Source organism: Klebsiella sp. K5-204 (genome assembly GCF_030128585.1).
In the GTDB taxonomy this organism is placed as follows: Bacteria; Pseudomonadota; Gammaproteobacteria; order Enterobacterales; family Enterobacteriaceae; genus Klebsiella; species Klebsiella quasipneumoniae.
On sequence record NZ_JAKUZS010000002.1, the window covers coordinates 513,645 to 531,082 of the forward strand.

Below are 17,438 nucleotides of genomic sequence, written 5' to 3' on the forward strand. Positions count from 1 at the left end.
CTTTTTCAGTGACCACGGCTATCGCCCAGGCGATAGCCGTATTTTTTAGGGAAGGACTATGACGGGATTCCGTTGGGAGATCATCGAGGAGTACGGCCCGCTGTTTGTGGACGGCGCCCTGATGACGATTAAATGTACCATTATCTGCGTGATCCTCGGGACGCTGTGGGGGTTAACCCTCGGTCTCGGACGGATGGCGAAGGCCGAGCACGGGCCATGGAAATATATTCTCCGCTACCTGGTGCAGTTTCCGGTGCGCTTTTACGTTAGCGCCTTCCGCGGTACGCCGCTGTTCGTGCAGATCATGGTGGTGCACTTTGCGCTGGTGCCGCTGTTTATTAACCCGCGCGACGGCCTGCTGGTGACCAGCGGCCTGATGAGCGCCGACTTTGCCCGCGAGCTGCGCGCCAGCTACGGGGCGTTCCTCTCCTGCATTGTGGCGATCACCCTTAACGCTGGCGCCTATGTGTCGGAGATTTTCCGCGCCGGCATCCAGTCGATCGACAAAGGGCAGATGGAGGCCTCCCGCGCGCTGGGCATGCCGTGGTGGAAAACCATGCGCAAGGTGATCCTGCCCCAGGCGTTTCGCCGCATTCTGCCGCCGCTGGGCAACAACGCCATCGCCATAGTCAAAGACTCGTCGCTGGCCTCGGCGATAGGCCTGGCCGATCTGGCCTACGCCGCGCGCACCGTCTCCGGCGCCTACGCCACCTACTGGGAACCCTACCTGACCATCTCCCTGGTCTACTGGGTGATCACCTTCCTGCTGGCGCAGCTGGTTAACCGTCTGGAAAAGAGGTTTGGCAAAAGTGATTCACATTAATAACTTACATAAGCGCTTCGGCGACAGCCACGTGCTGCGCGGCATCAGCTGCGACATTAAACCGCAGGAAGTGGTGTGCATCATCGGCCCCTCCGGATCGGGGAAAAGTACCTTTCTGCGCTGTATGAACGCCCTCGAGACGGTCAGCGAAGGCGAGGTGGTGGTCAACGGCTTTGCCGCCCACGACCGCACTACCGACCTCAACAAGATGCGCGAAAGCGTCGGCATGGTGTTCCAGCGCTTTAACCTGTTCCCGCACATGACGGTGCTGGAAAACCTGATTATGGCGCCCATGAATCTGCGCAATATGCCGCGCCAGCAGGCGGTCGACCTGGCGGAAGCCTTGCTGGCGAAGGTGGGCTTAAGCGATAAGCGCGACGCCTGGCCCTCGAGTCTGTCCGGCGGCCAGCAGCAGCGCGTCGCGATTGCCCGCGCGCTGGCGATGAAGCCGTCGATTATGCTGTTCGATGAGCCCACCTCGGCGCTGGATCCGGAGCTGGTGGGCGACGTGCTGGAGGTGATGAAAAACCTCGCCAGCGAGGGGATGACCATGGTGATCGTGACCCACGAAATGGGCTTTGCCCGCGAAGTGGCCGACCGGGTGATCTTCATCGACCAGGGCGTGATTCAGGAAGAGGGCAAGCCGGGGCAGATCTTTAGCGCGCCGAGCAACCCACGCACCGCCGCGTTCCTCAGCAAGGTGCTGTAAACCGAGCGGGCTGGCGCCAGGCCAGCCCGCTGAGTGTTGTCAGATATATTGATGATGTTTTTCATCATCAGTACAAACATTGACTGAACTCATAAATCCCGTGACGACTCCTTTGTTAATCTCCGGGTATCGCTTTGGGCTTCACCAGGAATATAACGTTGGAAATCTTTTTTTAACCCACTGAAAAATAGCGACTAACTATTTTTCATACGCCAAAAATCATGGTCCGTTAATGACGGACTCGGTTTCGTATGGGTTAAAAAAGGTACGTTATGACAGTTACATGGACGGTCACGCCCGTGGGGTATCAGCACATTGCCAAACGCTGCCCCTCCTGCAATGTAAAACGCGACTTCGCCCCTTCCGGCGCCATCCGGGTGAATTCGCAAAAGAAGCTGCTGGATATCTGGAGCATCTATAAATGCACGCACTGCGATTACACCTGGAATATCGCCCTGTTTTCCAGGCTGCACGTCAGCAAGATTAACCGCGAACGGCTTCAGCGTCTGAGGCAGAACGATGCTGCCATGGTTCGCTATTATGCCGCTGACTTCGCGACGCTGAAGCGCAACGGCGCCGAGCCGTCGGGGCAACCTGATTTTCGTATTCAGGAGCATTGGTCGGTCAGGTTGATGGCTTGCCCGCAAATAATGGTGCGCGTTCGGGTCCTTCAGCCTTTTCGCGTCAGCCTGCTATCAATACTGAAAAAGCAGCTCAAGCTGAGTACGGCTGATATCCGGTGGTTGGTCGCGACAGGGCAGATCAAAGGTATTCCAGTAAAACAGCTCAAGACGAAAAAGCTGAGGGAGATGGAATGTCATTTTCAGCTGGCGGCGGAAACGCTGTATGCGCGACGCCGGATTACGTTATCACTTCGCTGTAGATAACTCGTCGGGAAGATAAGCCGTAGCGCTTTAACCGCGGTTTTTCGTTATTCTCAATGAAATCAGGACGGCGAAGTCGGCCGTCCTGAATTACTCATTACTGCCTGAAAAAGGCACTTCCGCAGCAGCCATTCAAGCTGCCGACGCATAATAAACAAACGCCAGCTTATTGCCGTCGGGATCGCGGACGTAGGCGCTGTGAAAGCCGTCGCCATACTGCGGACGGTGACCGGGCGCGCCTTCGTCACGTCCGCCGAGTTGCAGGGCGAGGGCATGCAGTTCCGCAATATGTTCGACGGAGCGGGCGTTAAGCGCCACCATCGTTCCATTGCCCACCCCGGCAGGCTGCTGATCAAAGGGGACGCCCACGCACAGCCCGCAGGTCTGGTTGCCGTTGAAGGTGCCCCATGAGGCGCCTTGTTCGTTACGGCCGGCTTTGGCGTGCCCCAGCAATGCCATTAACGGGTCATAGAACTCGATGGCGCGTGGTAGATCGTTCGTTCCCAGCATAATGTATGAAAACATAGTGTCCTCCTGTTGCGGGCAAAAGGTGACTTTCGCCCGCTTACTGCGTGAAGCGGATGGCAACAGACCCGGCGCTGCGCTCAGCCTCGCCATGGTACACCGCCTCAATATTATTCCCCTGCGGATCCAGCACAAAAGCGGCATAGTAGCCAGAATGATAGTGTCGTTCGCCAGGCGCGCCGTTATCGCGTCCGCCATGGGTCAGCGCCGCATGGTAAAAAGCGTCCACCATGTGGCGATCTCTGGCCTGGAACGCCAGATGGTGGCGCCCAGTCAGTTTCCCGGCGGCCTCCGGGCTGTGGCGTGAGGCCACCACCAGTTCGTCGGCCAGCAAGTATTCATTGGCGCTGGCGATCGCCGGGATCTCCAGCGCCGACAGTACGGCGGTATAGAAGTTTTTGCTTGCCTCAAAGTCTTCGACAACCAGCAGAATATGATCGATCAATCTGCCACGATGTAAGGTATTGCTTTCCATGGAATGTCCTCCTGGCAGGGGGGCCGGCAATGGTTAACAGCAGTGAGCCAGCAAAAACAGGATGCCCTCCGGTAAGGGCCATAAAAAAGGCTGGCGCCAGGCCAGCCCGTCAGGACTACTGCGCGGACTCCGTCGCTTCGTCCATGTCCTCTTCCTGCTCGCTGGCGAGCAGGGTTTTCTCGTTTTTACACAGACACTGGATCAGCAGGAACAGCCCGCCGCTGGCCACCAGGGTGGCGATCAGGCCATCGTAGCCGGTGATGCCGATCAGCATGCCGCTGACTACCGGCCCGGCAACGCTGCCGGCGGACCAGAAAAAGCCGAACAGGGCGTTAATCATAATCAGCTTCTGTCCGCTAAAGGTTTTCCCCGCCCGCACCAGCGACAGGGTATACAGCGCCCCCGCCGCGGCGCCCAGCAGCAGACAAATGGCCATCAGCTGAATGCGTGAGCCGAGCATCAGCGGCAGGGCCAGCAGCGACAGGCTGAAGACCACCGCGCAGGCCAGATGCACGCGGCGAATGCCGACCCGGTCGGCCAGCCAGCCGAGCGGGGTCTGGAACATCGCATCCCCGGTAAGCACCACGGTCACCAGCAGCACCGCCATTCCTTCATTAAGCCCCTTGTCCATGCCGTACAGGGGCAGCAGGGCGAGGATGCTGGCGTCGAAGAAGGCGAAGCAGAAGACCCCGGAGGCCAGTACCGGCAGGAAGGCGCCGAGGCTGCGCCAGCTGGCGCGCTCCCCAAGGCTTTCGCGGGTGCCGGTGGGCAGATGGCGCAGCATCAGCAGGCAGACGGCGGTGACCGCGACGATCGCCATCAGCGCCGAGGCCTGCCAGGCGGGGCCGACGGAGATCAGCAGCGGTCCGGCCAGCTGACAGCCGGTAAAGGCCGAGGCGTAGATGCCGGTGAGGGTGGCGCGCTGGCTGCCCGCCGCGCCGCCGGTGATCCAGCTTTCGCCCAGTACGATAATGACCCCGGAGGCCAGGCCGGTCAGCAGGCGCGGCAGCAGAAGCAGCGTCATATCGGTGGTCATGCATGAGGCGATGGTCGCCAGCGCCAGCAGGATCAGACTGCCGCTCAGCAGTACGCCCATTTCAACGCGCCGGCACAGCGCAGGAGAGAGGAAAGAGGAGATCATCATACCGGCGGGCGGCAGGGCGGCCAGCAGGCCGACGTACAGCGGCGCAACCTGCTGCTGCGCCAGCTCAAGACTGATTAACGGCACCGTATAGCCGGTGATAAATCCCACGAGCGACGCGGCCATGATCATCGCCAGCGTGGGGGCAAGACGATTCTGGTCTGGGTTAAACATTTTATTTCCGATGACGGAGAGGTCAGTAGTGAATCCTTCGGCAAATTGCCGTCCTGAGTTGCATAATAATTAATCGCCTGGCCGTTGTCACCGTTGAAATCACTACCAAAAAAGGTCCGCCCGGCGGCGGCTGGCGTGTACGCCGCGCCGCCGCCGCATTTCGTGACGTTGTCAGCGTGTTAACGACAGGATATAACGGAGGGAGCGGCAGCGACCCGGCGCCGGTGAGCGACGGGGAAAAACGCAACGCATGACCCAATTATTCAGCATTACGCTATGCAGGAAAGGAGTAATACATGGCCGTATCGCCGTCACTGATCGCCGAAGCCACAGGCTGGCGACGTGAGTTTCACGCCGCGCCTGAGCTCGGATATCAGGAGCAGGAGACCTCGCGCCGCGTCGCCGAGCTGCTGGTCTCGTTTGGCCTGCAGGTTCATCGCGGGCTGGCCGGCACCGGCGTCGTGGCGACGCTGGAAAACGGCCCCGGGCCGGTCATCGGCCTGCGCGCCGATATGGACGCCCTGCCGATCACCGAGCTGGGGAGCGTCAGCTACCGTTCGCGCCGCGCCGGGGTAATGCACGCCTGCGGCCACGATGGCCACACCGCGATGCTGCTGGCGGCCGCGGCCCATCTGGCGCAGACCCGCCAGTTCAGCGGTACCGTCCACTTTGTCTTCCAGCCGGCGGAAGAGAACCTTGGCGGCGCGCGCAAAATGGTGGAAGAGGGGTTATTCGAACGCTTCCCGATGGATGCGATTTACGCGCTGCATAACTGGCCGGGGATCCCCCTCGGCGAAGTGGCGCTCAGCGATGGCGCGATGATGGCTTCCCTCGACGCCTTCGAGATCACCCTGCGCGGCAAAAGTTGCCATGCGGCGATGCCGGAGAGCGGGGCCGATCCCATCGTCGCCGCGGCACAGTTGATTATGGCGCTGCAGACCATCCCCTCCCGTCGCCTGTCGCCACAGGATTCCGCGGTGGTCAGCATCACCCAGATAAACGGCGGCGAGGCGATCAACGTCCTGCCGGACACCGTGGTGCTGCGCGGCACCTTCCGCTGCCTGAGCAATCGCGTTCGCGCCCGCGTGCGGGAGCTTATCGAAAGCTATGTGGCCACCCAGCCTCAGGTGTCCGATGTCCGGGGCGAGATTAGCTGGTTTCCCGGGTATCCGGTGACCAAAAACCATGCGCCGCAGGCGCAGCTGCTGCGCGAGGTGGCGGTCGCCACCCTCGGCGCGGAGGTGGTGCGCTGGAACCAGGCGCCGTCGATGGCCTCTGAGGATTTTGCCTGCATGCTGGAGGTCTGTCCGGGGGCCTATTTCTGGATCGGCACCGATGGTGAAACGCCGTCGAAGCCGTTGCATAACGCCAGCTATGACTTTAACGACGCGCTGATTAGCCACGGGGTGGCGATGTGGGTGGCGCTGGTGGAGAAACAGCTGCCGGCGGCGTAACCCGCCGGCAGCGGCAGGAGGGAAGGGAGCGCGCGCGCTCCCTGAGGTCAGACGTCGGCGGCGGCTTTCAGTCGCGCCTTCATGTCGCTGTAGGCGGTCCAGGCATAGCGCTCCGCCCACTGCTGGTCGGCAATCGCTTCCACTTTCACCGCACAGTATTTGGTCTCCGGCGTTTTGGAGATTGGGTCCAGGTTATCCTGGGTCAGCTCATTACAGGCGCCCACCCACCACTGATAGGTCATATAGACCGCGCCCGGGTTGATGCGATCGCTGAGGTCGGCGCGGGTGATGACCTTTCCGCGCCGGGAGCTTACCCACACCAGCTGTTTGTCGGCGATCCCCAGCCGTTGCGCATCCACGGGATTCATCTGCACCCGTCCCGGCTCGTCGGCCAGCGACTGCAGCGCGGCGCAGTTGCCGGTCATCGAGCGGCAGGAGTAGTGCCCCACCTCCCGCACTGTGCAGAGCACCAGCGGCCATTCATCATCCGGACGCTCCGCCGGCGCGCGCCAGGCGGTGGCGAACAGCTGCCCTTTACCTGATGGGGTGTCGAAGCGGTTGTCTTTATACAGCCACGGCGTGCCGGGGTGGTCGAGGGTCGGGCATGGCCACTGAACATGGCCCATATCGCCCATTTTCTCCCAGGTCACGCCGTAGAACAGCGGGCAGAGCTCGCGCATCTCGTCCCAGATCTGCTGGTTGCTCTCATAGTGCATCGGATAGCCCATTTCGCTGGCCAGCAGACTGATGATCTCCCAGTCGCGCTTCACATTCCCCGCCGGCGGGATCGCCTGTTCAAACCGCTGAAACCCGCGGTCGGCGCAGGTGAAGACGCCGCCGTGCTCGCCCCAGGAGGTGGCCGGCAGCAGGACATCGGCAATCTCCGCCGTTTTGGTCATGAAGATATCCTGCACCACCACGAAGTCCAGCGCCTCGATGCCTTTGCGCACCAGGCCGAGGTCGGCTTCGGTCTGCAGCGGATCTTCGCCCATGATGTAGTAGGCTTTGATCTCGCCCGTCAGCGCCTTATGCGGCACCTCGGTGATGCGGGTGCCGACCTGGTCATCCATCTGCGCCGGGTCGATCCCCCAGGCGGCGGCGAATTTCGCCCGCACGGCCGGGTCGGTGACCTCCTGATAGCCGGGGAACAGGTTCGGCAGCACGCCCATATCGCAGGCGCCCTGTACATTGTTTTGCCCACGGACCGGGCCAACGCCGACGTTCGCCCGTCCCAGGTTGCCGGTGAGCAGCGCCAGGCTTGCCAGGCCGCGCACCACGTCCACCGCCTGGCCAAACTGGGTGACCCCCATGCCCCACATAATGGTGGCGGAAGGGGCGGCGGCAAACATGCGCATTGCCTCGCGGATCGCCTGCGCGCTGACCCCGACAATCCCTTCCACTGCTTCCGGGGCGTAATCTTTCACCGCCTCGCGGTAGGCGTCCAGCCCTTCGGTATAGCGTTCGACATAGGCTTTGTTGTACAGCTCTTCTTCCAGCAATACATAGCCGAAGGCGTTCACCAGCGCCATGTTGCTGCCGTTGTTAAGCTGCAGATGACGGTCGGCTATGCGTGCGGTTTCAATGCGTCGCGGATCGCAGACGATGATTTTAGCGCCGTTTTCCCGGGCTTTGATCACCCGGCGGGCGACGATGGGATGGGAGTCGGCGCAGTTGTAGCCAAAGACCAACAGGCACTTCGAGTTTTCGATGTCGCTTATCGAGTTGCTCATCGCCCCGTTGCCCAGCGCCTGCTGCAGCCCGGCGACGGAAGGGCCATGGCAGACGCGGGCGCAGCAGTCGACGTTGTTGGTGTTCAGCACCGCGCGGGCGAACTTTTGCATCACATAGTTGGTTTCGTTGCCGGTGCCGCGCGAGGAGCCGGTGGTCATGATGGCGCGCGGGCCATGCTTCTCTTTGATCTCCCTGAGCTTGCTGGCGGTATAGCGAATCGCCTCCTGCCAGCTGACCGGCGTAAAGGCGCCGCCTTTCTGGTAGCGGATCATTGGTTGTTTAAGACGGGGCGTCAGGAGCTGCGTGTCGTTCAGAAAATCCCAGCCGTAATAGCCTTTCAGGCACAGCTGGTTCTGGTTGGTGACGCCGTCGGCGGCTTCCGCGCGAATGATTTTATTGTTGTCGACAACCAGTTTAAGTTTGCAACCCGCCCCGCAGTAGGGGCACACGCTCGTGATTTTTTTCATCAGTAACAGACCTGTTAACAGTGAACAGAGGATCGCTGTCGCGTCGGGCCCGACGGGCAACGATCGCGGTATCGCCTGGTGGTGATGCGGACGCAGGCCCGCTGCGCTATGCAGGTCTCGTGCCAGATTTTAATATATTGATTTACAATGAAAAATAACAGGAGAAGGATGACGGGAGCGTGACCTCGTCACTAATGACGATGACGCAGGGCGCCGACGTCAGACGCTCTGCAGGGGATAATGCCGCTACGCGAGAGGGCGGCAGCGGGCGATATGCGACTCGCTCAGGCCGACGTCGCGCGCGGCGGCGCAGATTGCCTGCCAGCTGCCCGCATCCAGCGGGATCCCCTCGGCCAGACGCGCTTCGCGGTTGGCGGCCTCCCATTCGCCGGGGGCCAGCACCGGGGCATCGGGATCGTGCGGCGACTGTTTACACCATGCGATAAAGGCCTCCGTCTGCGCCTGGCTGTCCGGGGCATCGAACGCGTCCGGGCGCAGGATCACGGTGGTCATGCAGTTAAAGATGGCGTCGACGCTGGTCTGCAGGCTTTCCTGATGGGTGGTTTGCCCCCCGGAGAGCGCGCCGCCGAGCACTTCGCACAGTGTCGCCAGGGCATAGCCTTTGTGCTGGGCGAAGGTGAGCAGGGCGCCCAGCGGCGAGGTCTGCATCACCGCCGGGTCGGTGGTGGGCAGCCCCTGGGCGTCGATCAGGCAGCCGGGCGCCACGGCTTCTCCTTTGTGCCAGGCGACGCGGGTTTTACCAAAGGCGATGGCGCTGGTGGCGTAGTCCAGCAGCAGCGGCGGATGGCCCGCGCGGGGAAACACCACGCACAGCGGGTTAGTGCCGAAGCGGCTGTCTTTTCCGCGGAACGGGGCGACCATCGGGTCGCCGATCACGCTGACGAAGTGAATGGAGATCAGCCCGGCGGCGGCGCACTGCTCCGCCCAGTAGCCGATGCGTCCGACGTGATGCGCATTGCGCAGGGCGATAGCCGCCATGCCGTGCTGCTTCGCCTTTTCGATGCCTAACTGCATCGCTTCGTGGGCGACCACCTGGCCGAAGCCGGCGTTGCCGTCGAGGGTGACCACGGCGCCGGCGTCTTTGGTGACCGTGGCGTGGCGGTTGAGCTGCAGAAAGCCGCCGGCGTGGGATTTGACATAGCTTGGGATCATCCCGACGCCATGGGAGTCATGCCCGGCCAGGTTGGCGGCGATCAGATGGTCGGCGACCAGCGTCGCTTCTTCTGAGCGGCTGCCGAGATGGGTAAACAGTGAGACGACAAACTGATGCAGATCCGTCGCCAGAAAGCGGTGTCCTGTTGGCACTGATTCTCTCCTGTAGTCTGTTGTTATTTTGTTATGTTTGCCGTTTTATGCTGCGCCGCCCGGCGCAGAAGGTCAAGGGCGGACTCTCCCGGCGACAGGCCACTGCGCCAGCGCCTGCGTTATACGACAGACGATAAAAAACCGGTCCGGGATCGCGTTTTAATTAACGTCATAAACACCACATTTTTAAATTCTGCCACTGTCACAAAAGCCAGAAAAAAGCCAGCCCCGGCGTTGCAAGGGGAGCTGATACCACTATATGTTAAATTTGTGTTTATTAATTGATGATTAAAGGTTGGTATCATGTATAAGAAAATAAGTGGTTTAGTGGTTTCACTGACGGCCGTTTTCGCCTGTGCCGCCTGGGCGGAGGTGCCTGCGGGCTATCCGGCGGATTATCAAAAAACGGTTGATGCCGCCGTCCAAGAGGGCAAGGTGGTGATCTATTCCACAACCGATACCAAAGCGGCCGGGCCGTTAATTAAAGGATTTGAAGCGCAATATCCGGGCGTAAAAGTCGAATATAACGACATGAACAGCACCGAGCTGTATAACCGCTATATCAGCGAGCAGGCCGCCGGGGGCGGCAGCGGGGACGTGGTGTGGAGCTCATCGATGGATACCGCGCTGAAATTAGCCACCGAGTACGCGGAACAATATGCCTCGCCGGAGGTGAAGCAATTACCCGACTGGGCGGTGTGGCAGCAGAAAGCCTATGGCACCACCTACGAGCCGGTGGTATTTATCTATAACAAACGGCTGATCCCGCAGAATGAGGTGCCGGACTCGCACACCGCGCTGGCCAAATTGATCGCCAGCCAGGCCGATAAATTTAAAGGCAAAGTCACCACCTACGATATCGAAAAATCGGGCCTCGGCTTTATGCTGGCGGTCCAGGACAGCCAGGCCGACGCAAACTATTTTACCGACCTGGCGAATATCGCTAAAGGCGGCCTGACGGTGCAGTCTTCCACCGGCACGATGATGGAGCGTGTCTCCTCTGGCGAAAACCTGATCGGCTATAACATTCTTGGCTCCTATGCCGAAGCGCGGGCGAAAAACGATCCCTCTTTAGGCATCGCCTATCCGAAAGATTACGTGCTGGTGCTCTCCCGCGTCTCGTTTATTAGCCAGGAGAGCGAACATCCCAATGCGGCGAAATTGTGGCTGGATTATGTCCTGTCGGAAAAAGGCCAACAGATCCTCGCCAGCCAGGCGGATATTCCCTCTCTTCGTCGCGATATTGAAGGCAAAAATGATATCGACGGCATGACCACGCTGCTGGGCAAAGCGTTAAAACCGATCCCGGTCAACGAAACGCTGCTGGATTATTTACAGCCGCAAAAACGTCTGCAGTTTATTAAACAATGGCGCAGCGCCGCCGCGAAATAATCCTCCCCCGGGGCATCGCCGATGTCCCTTATTCACACCCGGCGGGTTTATTCACCTGACCAAAGGGATGAACCATGAATGTATTACGCAGAAAGTGGCAGGGGCTGCCGCGCGGCGTGGTGGTGTGCATCACGGCGCTGGTGATTTACGTCCCGCTGTTATTTATTGTGGTGCAGAGTTTTCTCTCCGCGCCGTTCTTTTCCCGCTCCAAATCCTGGAGTCTGGAAGCCTTCGCCTTTATTTTTACCGACCCGGATTTTTATCTGGCGTTAAGGTCAGGGTTTATTCTGGCCTTTGGCCTGGTGATTATCGCCATTCCGCTGGGCGGTATTTTGGCCTTTCTGATGGTACGCACCGATTTACCCGGCCGACGGTTCATTGAGCCGCTGATCCTGGTGCCGATCTTCGTCTCGCCGATGGTGCTGGGCTTTGGCTACGTGGTGGCCGCCGGGCCGGTAGGCTTCTTTTCCCAGTGGGCGCAGCAGCTGATCGGCTTTGTGCCGTGGAATATCTACTCGATGTTCAGCATTGTGGTCATCGCCGGCTTAACCCACGTGCCGCACGCCTATCTCTATATCTCCTCGGCGCTGCGCAGCGTCGGCTCGGACGTGGAAGAGGCGGCGCGCACCGTCGGCGCCACGCCGCTGCAGGTGATGACTTCGGTGAGTCTGCCAATGGTGCGGCCCTCCATTCTTTACGCCTGCGTGCTGCTCTTTTTCCTTGGTCTGGAAGTCTTCGGTCTGATGCTGGTGCTGGGCGACCCCGAGGGCAACATGGTGCTGGCGACCTATCTCTACAAGCTGACCAATAAGCTTGGCACCCCCTCCTACCATCTGATGGCGGCGGTGGCGGTGGTGCTGATCTGCATCACCATCCCGCTGGTCATGCTCCAGCGTCGGCTGATGCGCACCGCCAACCGCTTTGTCACCATGAAGGGCAAGGCGTCGCAGGCGCGGGCGCTGCCGCTGGGCAAATGGCGCTGGGTGGCCGGGGCGGTGGTGGTGGCCTGGCTGACGGTGACCATCGGCGTGCCGCTGCTCGGCGTGGCGCTGCGCGCCTTTATCTCCAACTGGGGCGTCGGCGTGTCGCTGTGGGACGAGCTGTCGCTGACGACGTTCCACAATATCTGGCAGCAGCCCAACCTGCTGCGGGCGATCGTCAACTCGATGGCTATCGGCATCGTCGGCGGCGCGCTGGCGGTGATCTGCTATCTGTTTGTCGGCATCGCCATGCACCGCAAAGCGGACAACGTCACCCGCTTTCTTGACTACAGCGTGCTGGTCCCGCGCGCGGTGCCGGGGCTGCTGGCCGGTCTGGCCTTCCTGTGGGTGTTCCTGTTTGTGCCGATGTGGCTCGATCAGTCGCTGAAGCATGGCTGGCTCTCGGCGCTGCCGGTGGCGGACTGGCTGCGGGAGCACCTTATCGTGCAGCTGCGCGCGCTGCGCAATACCATCTTCAGCGTCTGGCTGGCCTACACCGTGGTATGGATGGCCTATGGCCTGCGGCTCATCTCCTCGACGCTGCTGCAGGTGGGACCGGAGCTGGAGGAGGCGGCGCGCAGCACCGGCGCCTCGCGGGGGCAGATCACCCGCCACGTCACCGTCCCGCTGTCGCGCTATGGGCTGATTGGCTCCTGGCTGCTGATGTTTCTGATCTTTGAGCGCGAATATTCCACCGGCGTCTATCTGCTGTCGCCGGGTACCGAAACCATCGGCTCGATGCTGGTGTCGCTGTGGGCGGCGGGGGCCATCGATATCGTCGCGGCGCTCTCCTTTATCAATATTCTGCTGGTGGTGATTGGCCTTGGCATCGCCCTGCGCTTTGGAGTGAAATTACATGATTGAGTTATCGGTTGAAAATCTGCATCTCACCTATGGCGACAACCCGGTGCTGAAAGGCGTGTCGATGACGCTCGGCCGGGGAGAGGTGGTGTCGCTGCTGGGGCCTTCGGGAAGCGGCAAAACCACGCTGCTGCGGGCGGTGGCCGGGCTGGAGAAGCCGACGAGCGGACGGATCGCCATCGGCAACCGCACGGTGTACGACGGCACGCCGCGCAGCGAAATCCCGGCCGAAGAGCGTAACCTCGGCCTGGTGTTCCAGTCCTATGCCCTGTGGCCGCACAAAACGGTGTTCGACAACGTGGCCTATCCGCTGAAGCTGCGTAAAGTCGCCGCCGGGGAGATAAAGGAGCGGGTGCAGGGCGTGCTGGATCAGCTGGGGCTGGGGCATCTTGGCAACCGCCATCCGCACCAGCTCTCCGGCGGCCAACAGCAGCGGGTGGCCATTGGCCGGGCGCTGGTCTACAACCCGCCGGTGATCCTGCTGGATGAGCCGCTCTCTAACCTCGACGCCAAGCTGCGCGAGGAGGCGCGGGTGTTTCTGCGCGAGCTGATCATCAAGCTGGGCCTCTCGGCGCTGATGGTCACCCACGATCAAAATGAAGCGATGGCCATCTCCGATCGTATTCTGCTGCTGAACAATGGCGTCATCGAGCAGCAGGGGACGCCGCAGGAGATGTACGGCAGCCCGGCGACGCTGTTCGCCGCCGAGTTTATGGGCAGCAATAACCGCCTGCACGGCAAGGTGATGGCGCTGGAGAACGGCAGGGCGCGTATCGAAGGCGCCAGCTGGAGCCTGTGGGGGCGAGCGGGCGAGGGGGTCAGCGTCGGCGAGCCGGCGACGGCGGTGATCCGCGTCGAGCGCCTGCGTCTTGACGGCGCGGCGCAGGATAACAGTCTCCAGCTACCGCTGCTGACCAGCATGTACCTCGGCGACCGCTGGGAGTACCTGTTCCGCACCGAGGGCGACGACTTTCCGCTACGCGCCTACGGAACCGCGCTGCGCGATGCTGAACACTGCCATCTGACGCTTCCGGCGGAGGATGTGTGGATTTTTCCGCAGCGGTAACCGTTTGTTAAGACGCCAGATGGCACACGGCTTCAATATTGTGCCCGTCTGGCGCGATCACAAAGGCGGCGTAGTACCCGGCGTGGTAGTTGGGCCGTAACCCCGGCGCGCCGTTGTCCTTTCCTCCGGCGGCCAGCGCCGCCTGCCAGAAAGCGTCTACCTGCTCGCGGCTGTCGGCGCGAAAGGCGATATGCAGCGGCGCAGGGTTGTCCGCACTTTGATAGAGACACAAAGAGACATCGCCGCTGCCGGCCAGCTCTGCGCCGTAGGTCGGCTCGCCTTCATCGACCAGCGTTACGCCAAGCGGGGCCAGAGCCTGTAAAAAGAACGCTTTGCTGGCGGCATAGTCGCTGACGCCGAATTTCACATGATCGAACATCTCTTCTCTTCTCCTGTGGACGGGGTATCGCCAGCCGAACGCGTTAGCCGGGAAATAGATGCAAAATAGTTAACAACGGGTAGTAACTTTTTTAACAGCTCAAAATGTTTAATTATTCCTAATACGAGTATTTACAGACGTTTAATCTGCCATGTACCATAAACAAAAAATAACATTTGTGATACAAGTCACTCTTTTTTGGCGCATGGGTAAGCTCAGCGCGGTGTGAACGCCGCCGGTTTACCGCCTCAAGGTTATGGCAGCACCCTTCTCACGATGACATTCCGGTGAATTTCTCTCCGATTTCCCGCGTTTCGTTGAGAATCGTCTACTATCCAAACGATAACCCTATAAATGATATCGCCTCTGGCGATGTTTTATCCGACTTGCCGGTCCGGGCCAGACGCTAAGCGGTTTAAAAGCGCAATGGTATCGGTTCCAGCACGACATTCACTGGTTTTGTCAGCGACAAAAACAGTAATTTTCAATGACAGGAATGTGATGATGTCGAGCGAGAAAACTAACAATTCCAGGCGTGATTTCCTGGTGAAATCGATGGCGCTGATCCCGACGGTGGTGATCGGCGGCGCGGGAGCAGGGGCCATTGGCGTGGCCACCAGCGCGACCGCGCAGGCGGCCCCCGCTTCAGAGCCAGCCTCCGGGAACACGGCGGCGGCCAGCGACTGGAAGCCGCAGTTCTTCAACGATCGTGAGTGGGCGTTTATCAACGCCGCTGTCGCTCGCTTAATCCCGGCGGATGAACTTGGCCCCGGCGCTAAAGAGGCCGGCGTGCCGGAGTTTATTGACCGCCAGCTCAATACCCCTTACGCCACCGGCTCCATCTGGTATATGCAGGGGCCCTTCAACCCCGACGTGCCGAAAGAGATGGGCTATCAGCTGCCGCTGGTGCCCAAACAGATCTATAACCTCGGGATCGCCGATGCCGAGGCCTGGTGTCAGGACAAGTATCACAAGACCTTTGCTGAACTGAGCAGCGAGCAGCAGGACGAGGCGCTCGGCCTGTGGGAATCGGGCAAAGCCGAGTTCAAACAGCTACCGGCTTCGCTGTTCTTCACCTATCTGCTGCAGAACACCCGCGAAGGCTTCTTCAGCGACCCGATCCATGGCGGTAACAAAGGCATGGTCGGCTGGACGCTGATTAATTTTCCCGGCGCGCGCGCCGACTTTATGGATTGGGTTGAACGGGGCGAACGCTACCCCTTCCCGCCGGTATCAATTAATGGGGAGAGGGCGTAATCATGGCCACCGTATTGAAAAAAACCGATGTCGCGATCGTCGGCTTCGGCTGGGTTGGGGCGATCATGGCCAAAGAGCTGACCGAAGCCGGGCTCAACGTCGTGGCGCTGGAGCGCGGCCCGATGCGCGACACCTGGCCGGACGGCGCCTATCCGCAGGTGATTGATGAGCTGACCTACAACATCCGCCGCAAGCTGTTCCAGGACCTGTCGAAAAGCACCGTCACCATCCGGCATAACACCAGCCAGCAGGCGGTGCCGTATCGCCAGCTGGCGGCCTTCCTGCCGGGTACCGGCGTGGGCGGCGCCGGGCTGCACTGGTCCGGCGTCCATTTCCGCGTCGATCCCATCGAACTGCGGATGCGCAGCCACTATGAAGAGCGCTACGGCAAAAACTTCATTCCCCAGGATATGATCATCCAGGATTTCGGCGTCACCTACGACGAGCTGGAACCGTTCTTCGATAAAGCGGAGAAAGTGTTCGGCACCTCCGGGACCGCCTGGTCGATCAAAGGCAAGGTGGTCGGCAAAGGCCGCGGCGGCAACGCCTTCGCCCCGGACCGCTCAGATGACTTCCCGCTGCCGGCGCAGAAAAACACCTGGTCGGCGCAGCTGTTTGAAAAAGCGGCGCTCGAGGTGGGCTACCATCCCTACAACCTGCCGTCGGCCAACACTTCCGACTCCTATACCAACCCGTACGGCGCGCAGATGGGCCCGTGCAACTTCTGCGGTTTCTGCAGCGGCTACGCCTGCTACATGTACTCCAAAGCCTCGCCGAACGTGAACATTCTGCCGGCGCTGCGCCAGGAAAAACGCTTTGAGCTGCGGACCAACGCCAACGTGCTGAAGGTCAACCTGACCGACGACAAATCCCGTGCCACCGGCGTGACCTACGTCGACGGCCAGGGACGCGAAATGGAGCAGCCGGCGGACCTGGTGATCATCGGCGCCTTCCAGTTCCATAACGTGCACCTGATGCTGCTCTCCGGGATCGGCAAACCCTACAATCCGGAGACCGGCGAAGGGGTGGTGGGGCGTAACTTCGCCTACCAGAACATGACCACCATCAAGGCCATTTTCGACAAAGACACCTACACCAACCCCTTTATCGGCGCGGGCGGCAACGGCGTCGGCGTCGACGACTTCAACGCCGACAACTTCGACCACGGCGCGGCGGGCTTTGTCGGCGGTTCGCCGTTCTGGGTCAACCAGGCCGGGACCAAGCCCATCTCCGGTTTCCCGGTACCGCCGGGCACCCCGGCGTGGGGCAGCAAATGGAAAGCGGCGGTGGCCGATACCTACACCCATCACCTGTCGATGGATGCTCACGGCGCGCACCAGTCCTATCGGCAGAACTACCTCGATCTTGATCCGAACTACAAAAATGTCTTTGGCCAGCCGCTGCTGCGCATGACCTTTGACTGGCAGGAAAACGACATCAAGATGGCGCAGTTTATGTTCGATAAGATGGCGCCGATCGCCAAAGCGATGAAGCCGAAATATATCCTCGGCAGCCCGAAAAACGCCAACAGCCACTTTGATACCACCACCTACCAGACCACCCATATGAACGGCGGGGCGGTGATGGGGGAAGATCCGAAAACCAGCGCCGTTAACCGTTATCTGCAAAGCTGGGACGTGCATAACGTCTTCGTCATCGGCGCCTCCGCTTTCCCGCAGGGGCTGGGCTATAACCCAACCGGCACGGTGGCCGCGCTGGCGTACTGGTCAGCGAAGGCGATCCGCGAGCAGTATCTGAAAAATCCGGGTCCCCTGGTGCAGGCATAAAGGAAGG

Annotated in this window: 15 protein-coding genes; 9 read left to right on the top strand and 6 right to left on the bottom strand. The window is 60.6% G+C overall.

Going from position 1 to position 17,438, the window contains the following annotated elements; translation table 11 throughout:
- The first annotated feature begins 58 nt into the window (after nt 1-58).
- From MKR05_RS07930 to MKR05_RS07940, 3 genes are all read left to right on the top strand, one after another.
- Nucleotides 59-823 carry an amino acid ABC transporter permease gene (locus MKR05_RS07930; RefSeq protein WP_004151161.1) on the top strand — a complete coding sequence of 255 codons (765 nt, stop codon included), beginning with the start codon at nt 59-61 and terminating at the stop codon, nt 821-823.
- Nucleotides 810-1,532, top strand: coding sequence for an amino acid ABC transporter ATP-binding protein (locus MKR05_RS07935; RefSeq protein ID WP_002908374.1), 723 nt, complete (start codon nt 810-812; stop codon nt 1,530-1,532). Before MKR05_RS07930 ends, MKR05_RS07935 begins: the two co-directional genes overlap by 14 nt.
- 299 nt (nt 1,533-1,831) lie before the next feature.
- Entirely contained in the window at nt 1,832-2,419 is a 588-nt protein-coding gene (locus MKR05_RS07940; RefSeq protein ID WP_165476267.1) for a DUF1062 domain-containing protein, read from the top strand.
- Nucleotides 2,420-2,548: 129 nt separating this feature from the next.
- On the opposite strand, the gene MKR05_RS07945 is transcribed toward MKR05_RS07940, so the two are convergent.
- The 3 genes from MKR05_RS07945 to MKR05_RS07955 all read right to left on the bottom strand — a co-directional run bounded on the left by MKR05_RS07945 (nt 2,549) and on the right by MKR05_RS07955 (nt 4,731).
- The gene (locus tag MKR05_RS07945) at nt 2,549-2,941 is read right to left on the bottom strand and encodes a VOC family protein (RefSeq protein WP_032453198.1); all 393 of its coding nucleotides are present in this window, start codon (nt 2,939-2,941) and stop codon (nt 2,549-2,551) included.
- Nucleotides 2,942-2,981: 40 nt separating this feature from the next.
- Complete coding sequence (locus MKR05_RS07950; RefSeq protein WP_072413319.1) at nt 2,982-3,416, bottom strand: VOC family protein; 435 nt, start codon at nt 3,414-3,416, stop codon at nt 2,982-2,984.
- Nucleotides 3,417-3,531: 115 nt separating this feature from the next.
- Nucleotides 3,532-4,731 (bottom strand): MFS transporter, encoded by a 1,200-nt coding sequence (locus tag MKR05_RS07955; protein ID WP_044523748.1) that lies wholly within the window; start codon nt 4,729-4,731, stop codon nt 3,532-3,534.
- Nucleotides 4,732-5,027: 296 nt separating this feature from the next.
- Between MKR05_RS07955 and MKR05_RS07960 the strand changes: the two genes are divergently transcribed.
- Nucleotides 5,028-6,185: a M20 aminoacylase family protein gene (locus MKR05_RS07960; protein ID WP_284118130.1), complete on the top strand. Its 1,158-nt coding sequence runs from the start codon at nt 5,028-5,030 to the stop codon at nt 6,183-6,185.
- A gap of 47 nt (nt 6,186-6,232) precedes the next feature.
- On the opposite strand, the gene fdhF is transcribed toward MKR05_RS07960, so the two are convergent.
- Both fdhF and MKR05_RS07970 read right to left on the bottom strand, forming a co-directional pair.
- Nucleotides 6,233-8,383 (bottom strand): formate dehydrogenase subunit alpha, encoded by a 2,151-nt coding sequence (gene fdhF, locus MKR05_RS07965; RefSeq protein WP_023290034.1) that lies wholly within the window; start codon nt 8,381-8,383, stop codon nt 6,233-6,235.
- 246 nt (nt 8,384-8,629) lie between these two features.
- The gene (locus tag MKR05_RS07970) at nt 8,630-9,709 is read right to left on the bottom strand and encodes a malate/lactate/ureidoglycolate dehydrogenase (protein WP_023290033.1); all 1,080 of its coding nucleotides are present in this window, start codon (nt 9,707-9,709) and stop codon (nt 8,630-8,632) included.
- A gap of 303 nt (nt 9,710-10,012) precedes the next feature.
- Here MKR05_RS07970 and MKR05_RS07975 point away from each other — a divergent pair, with 303 nt between their 5' ends.
- The 3 genes from MKR05_RS07975 to MKR05_RS07985 all read left to right on the top strand — a co-directional run bounded on the left by MKR05_RS07975 (nt 10,013) and on the right by MKR05_RS07985 (nt 14,008).
- A complete protein-coding gene (locus tag MKR05_RS07975) occupies nt 10,013-11,101 on the top strand; it encodes an ABC transporter substrate-binding protein (RefSeq protein ID WP_072421560.1) in 1,089 nt (362 codons plus the stop codon).
- A 74-nt stretch (nt 11,102-11,175) separates the two neighbouring features.
- Nucleotides 11,176-12,945 (top strand): iron ABC transporter permease, encoded by a 1,770-nt coding sequence (locus MKR05_RS07980; protein WP_004189548.1) that lies wholly within the window; start codon nt 11,176-11,178, stop codon nt 12,943-12,945.
- A complete protein-coding gene (locus MKR05_RS07985; RefSeq protein WP_284118129.1) occupies nt 12,938-14,008 on the top strand; it encodes an ABC transporter ATP-binding protein in 1,071 nt (356 codons plus the stop codon). Before MKR05_RS07980 ends, MKR05_RS07985 begins: the two co-directional genes overlap by 8 nt.
- Nucleotides 14,009-14,015: 7 nt before the next feature.
- Here the strand turns inward: MKR05_RS07985 and MKR05_RS07990 are convergent, their stop codons facing one another.
- A complete protein-coding gene (locus MKR05_RS07990; protein ID WP_205425480.1) occupies nt 14,016-14,387 on the bottom strand; it encodes a VOC family protein in 372 nt (123 codons plus the stop codon).
- Nucleotides 14,388-14,888: 501 nt separating this feature from the next.
- On the opposite strand from MKR05_RS07990, the gene MKR05_RS07995 reads away from it, so the two are divergent.
- Together MKR05_RS07995 and MKR05_RS08000 are read left to right on the top strand one after the other, a co-directional pair.
- Complete coding sequence (locus MKR05_RS07995) at nt 14,889-15,644, top strand: gluconate 2-dehydrogenase subunit 3 family protein (protein WP_004175724.1); 756 nt, start codon at nt 14,889-14,891, stop codon at nt 15,642-15,644.
- Between the two features lie 2 nt (nt 15,645-15,646).
- Nucleotides 15,647-17,431 carry a GMC family oxidoreductase gene (locus tag MKR05_RS08000; protein WP_002908285.1) on the top strand — a complete coding sequence of 595 codons (1,785 nt, stop codon included), beginning with the start codon at nt 15,647-15,649 and terminating at the stop codon, nt 17,429-17,431.
- Nucleotides 17,432-17,438: the final 7 nt, after the last annotated feature.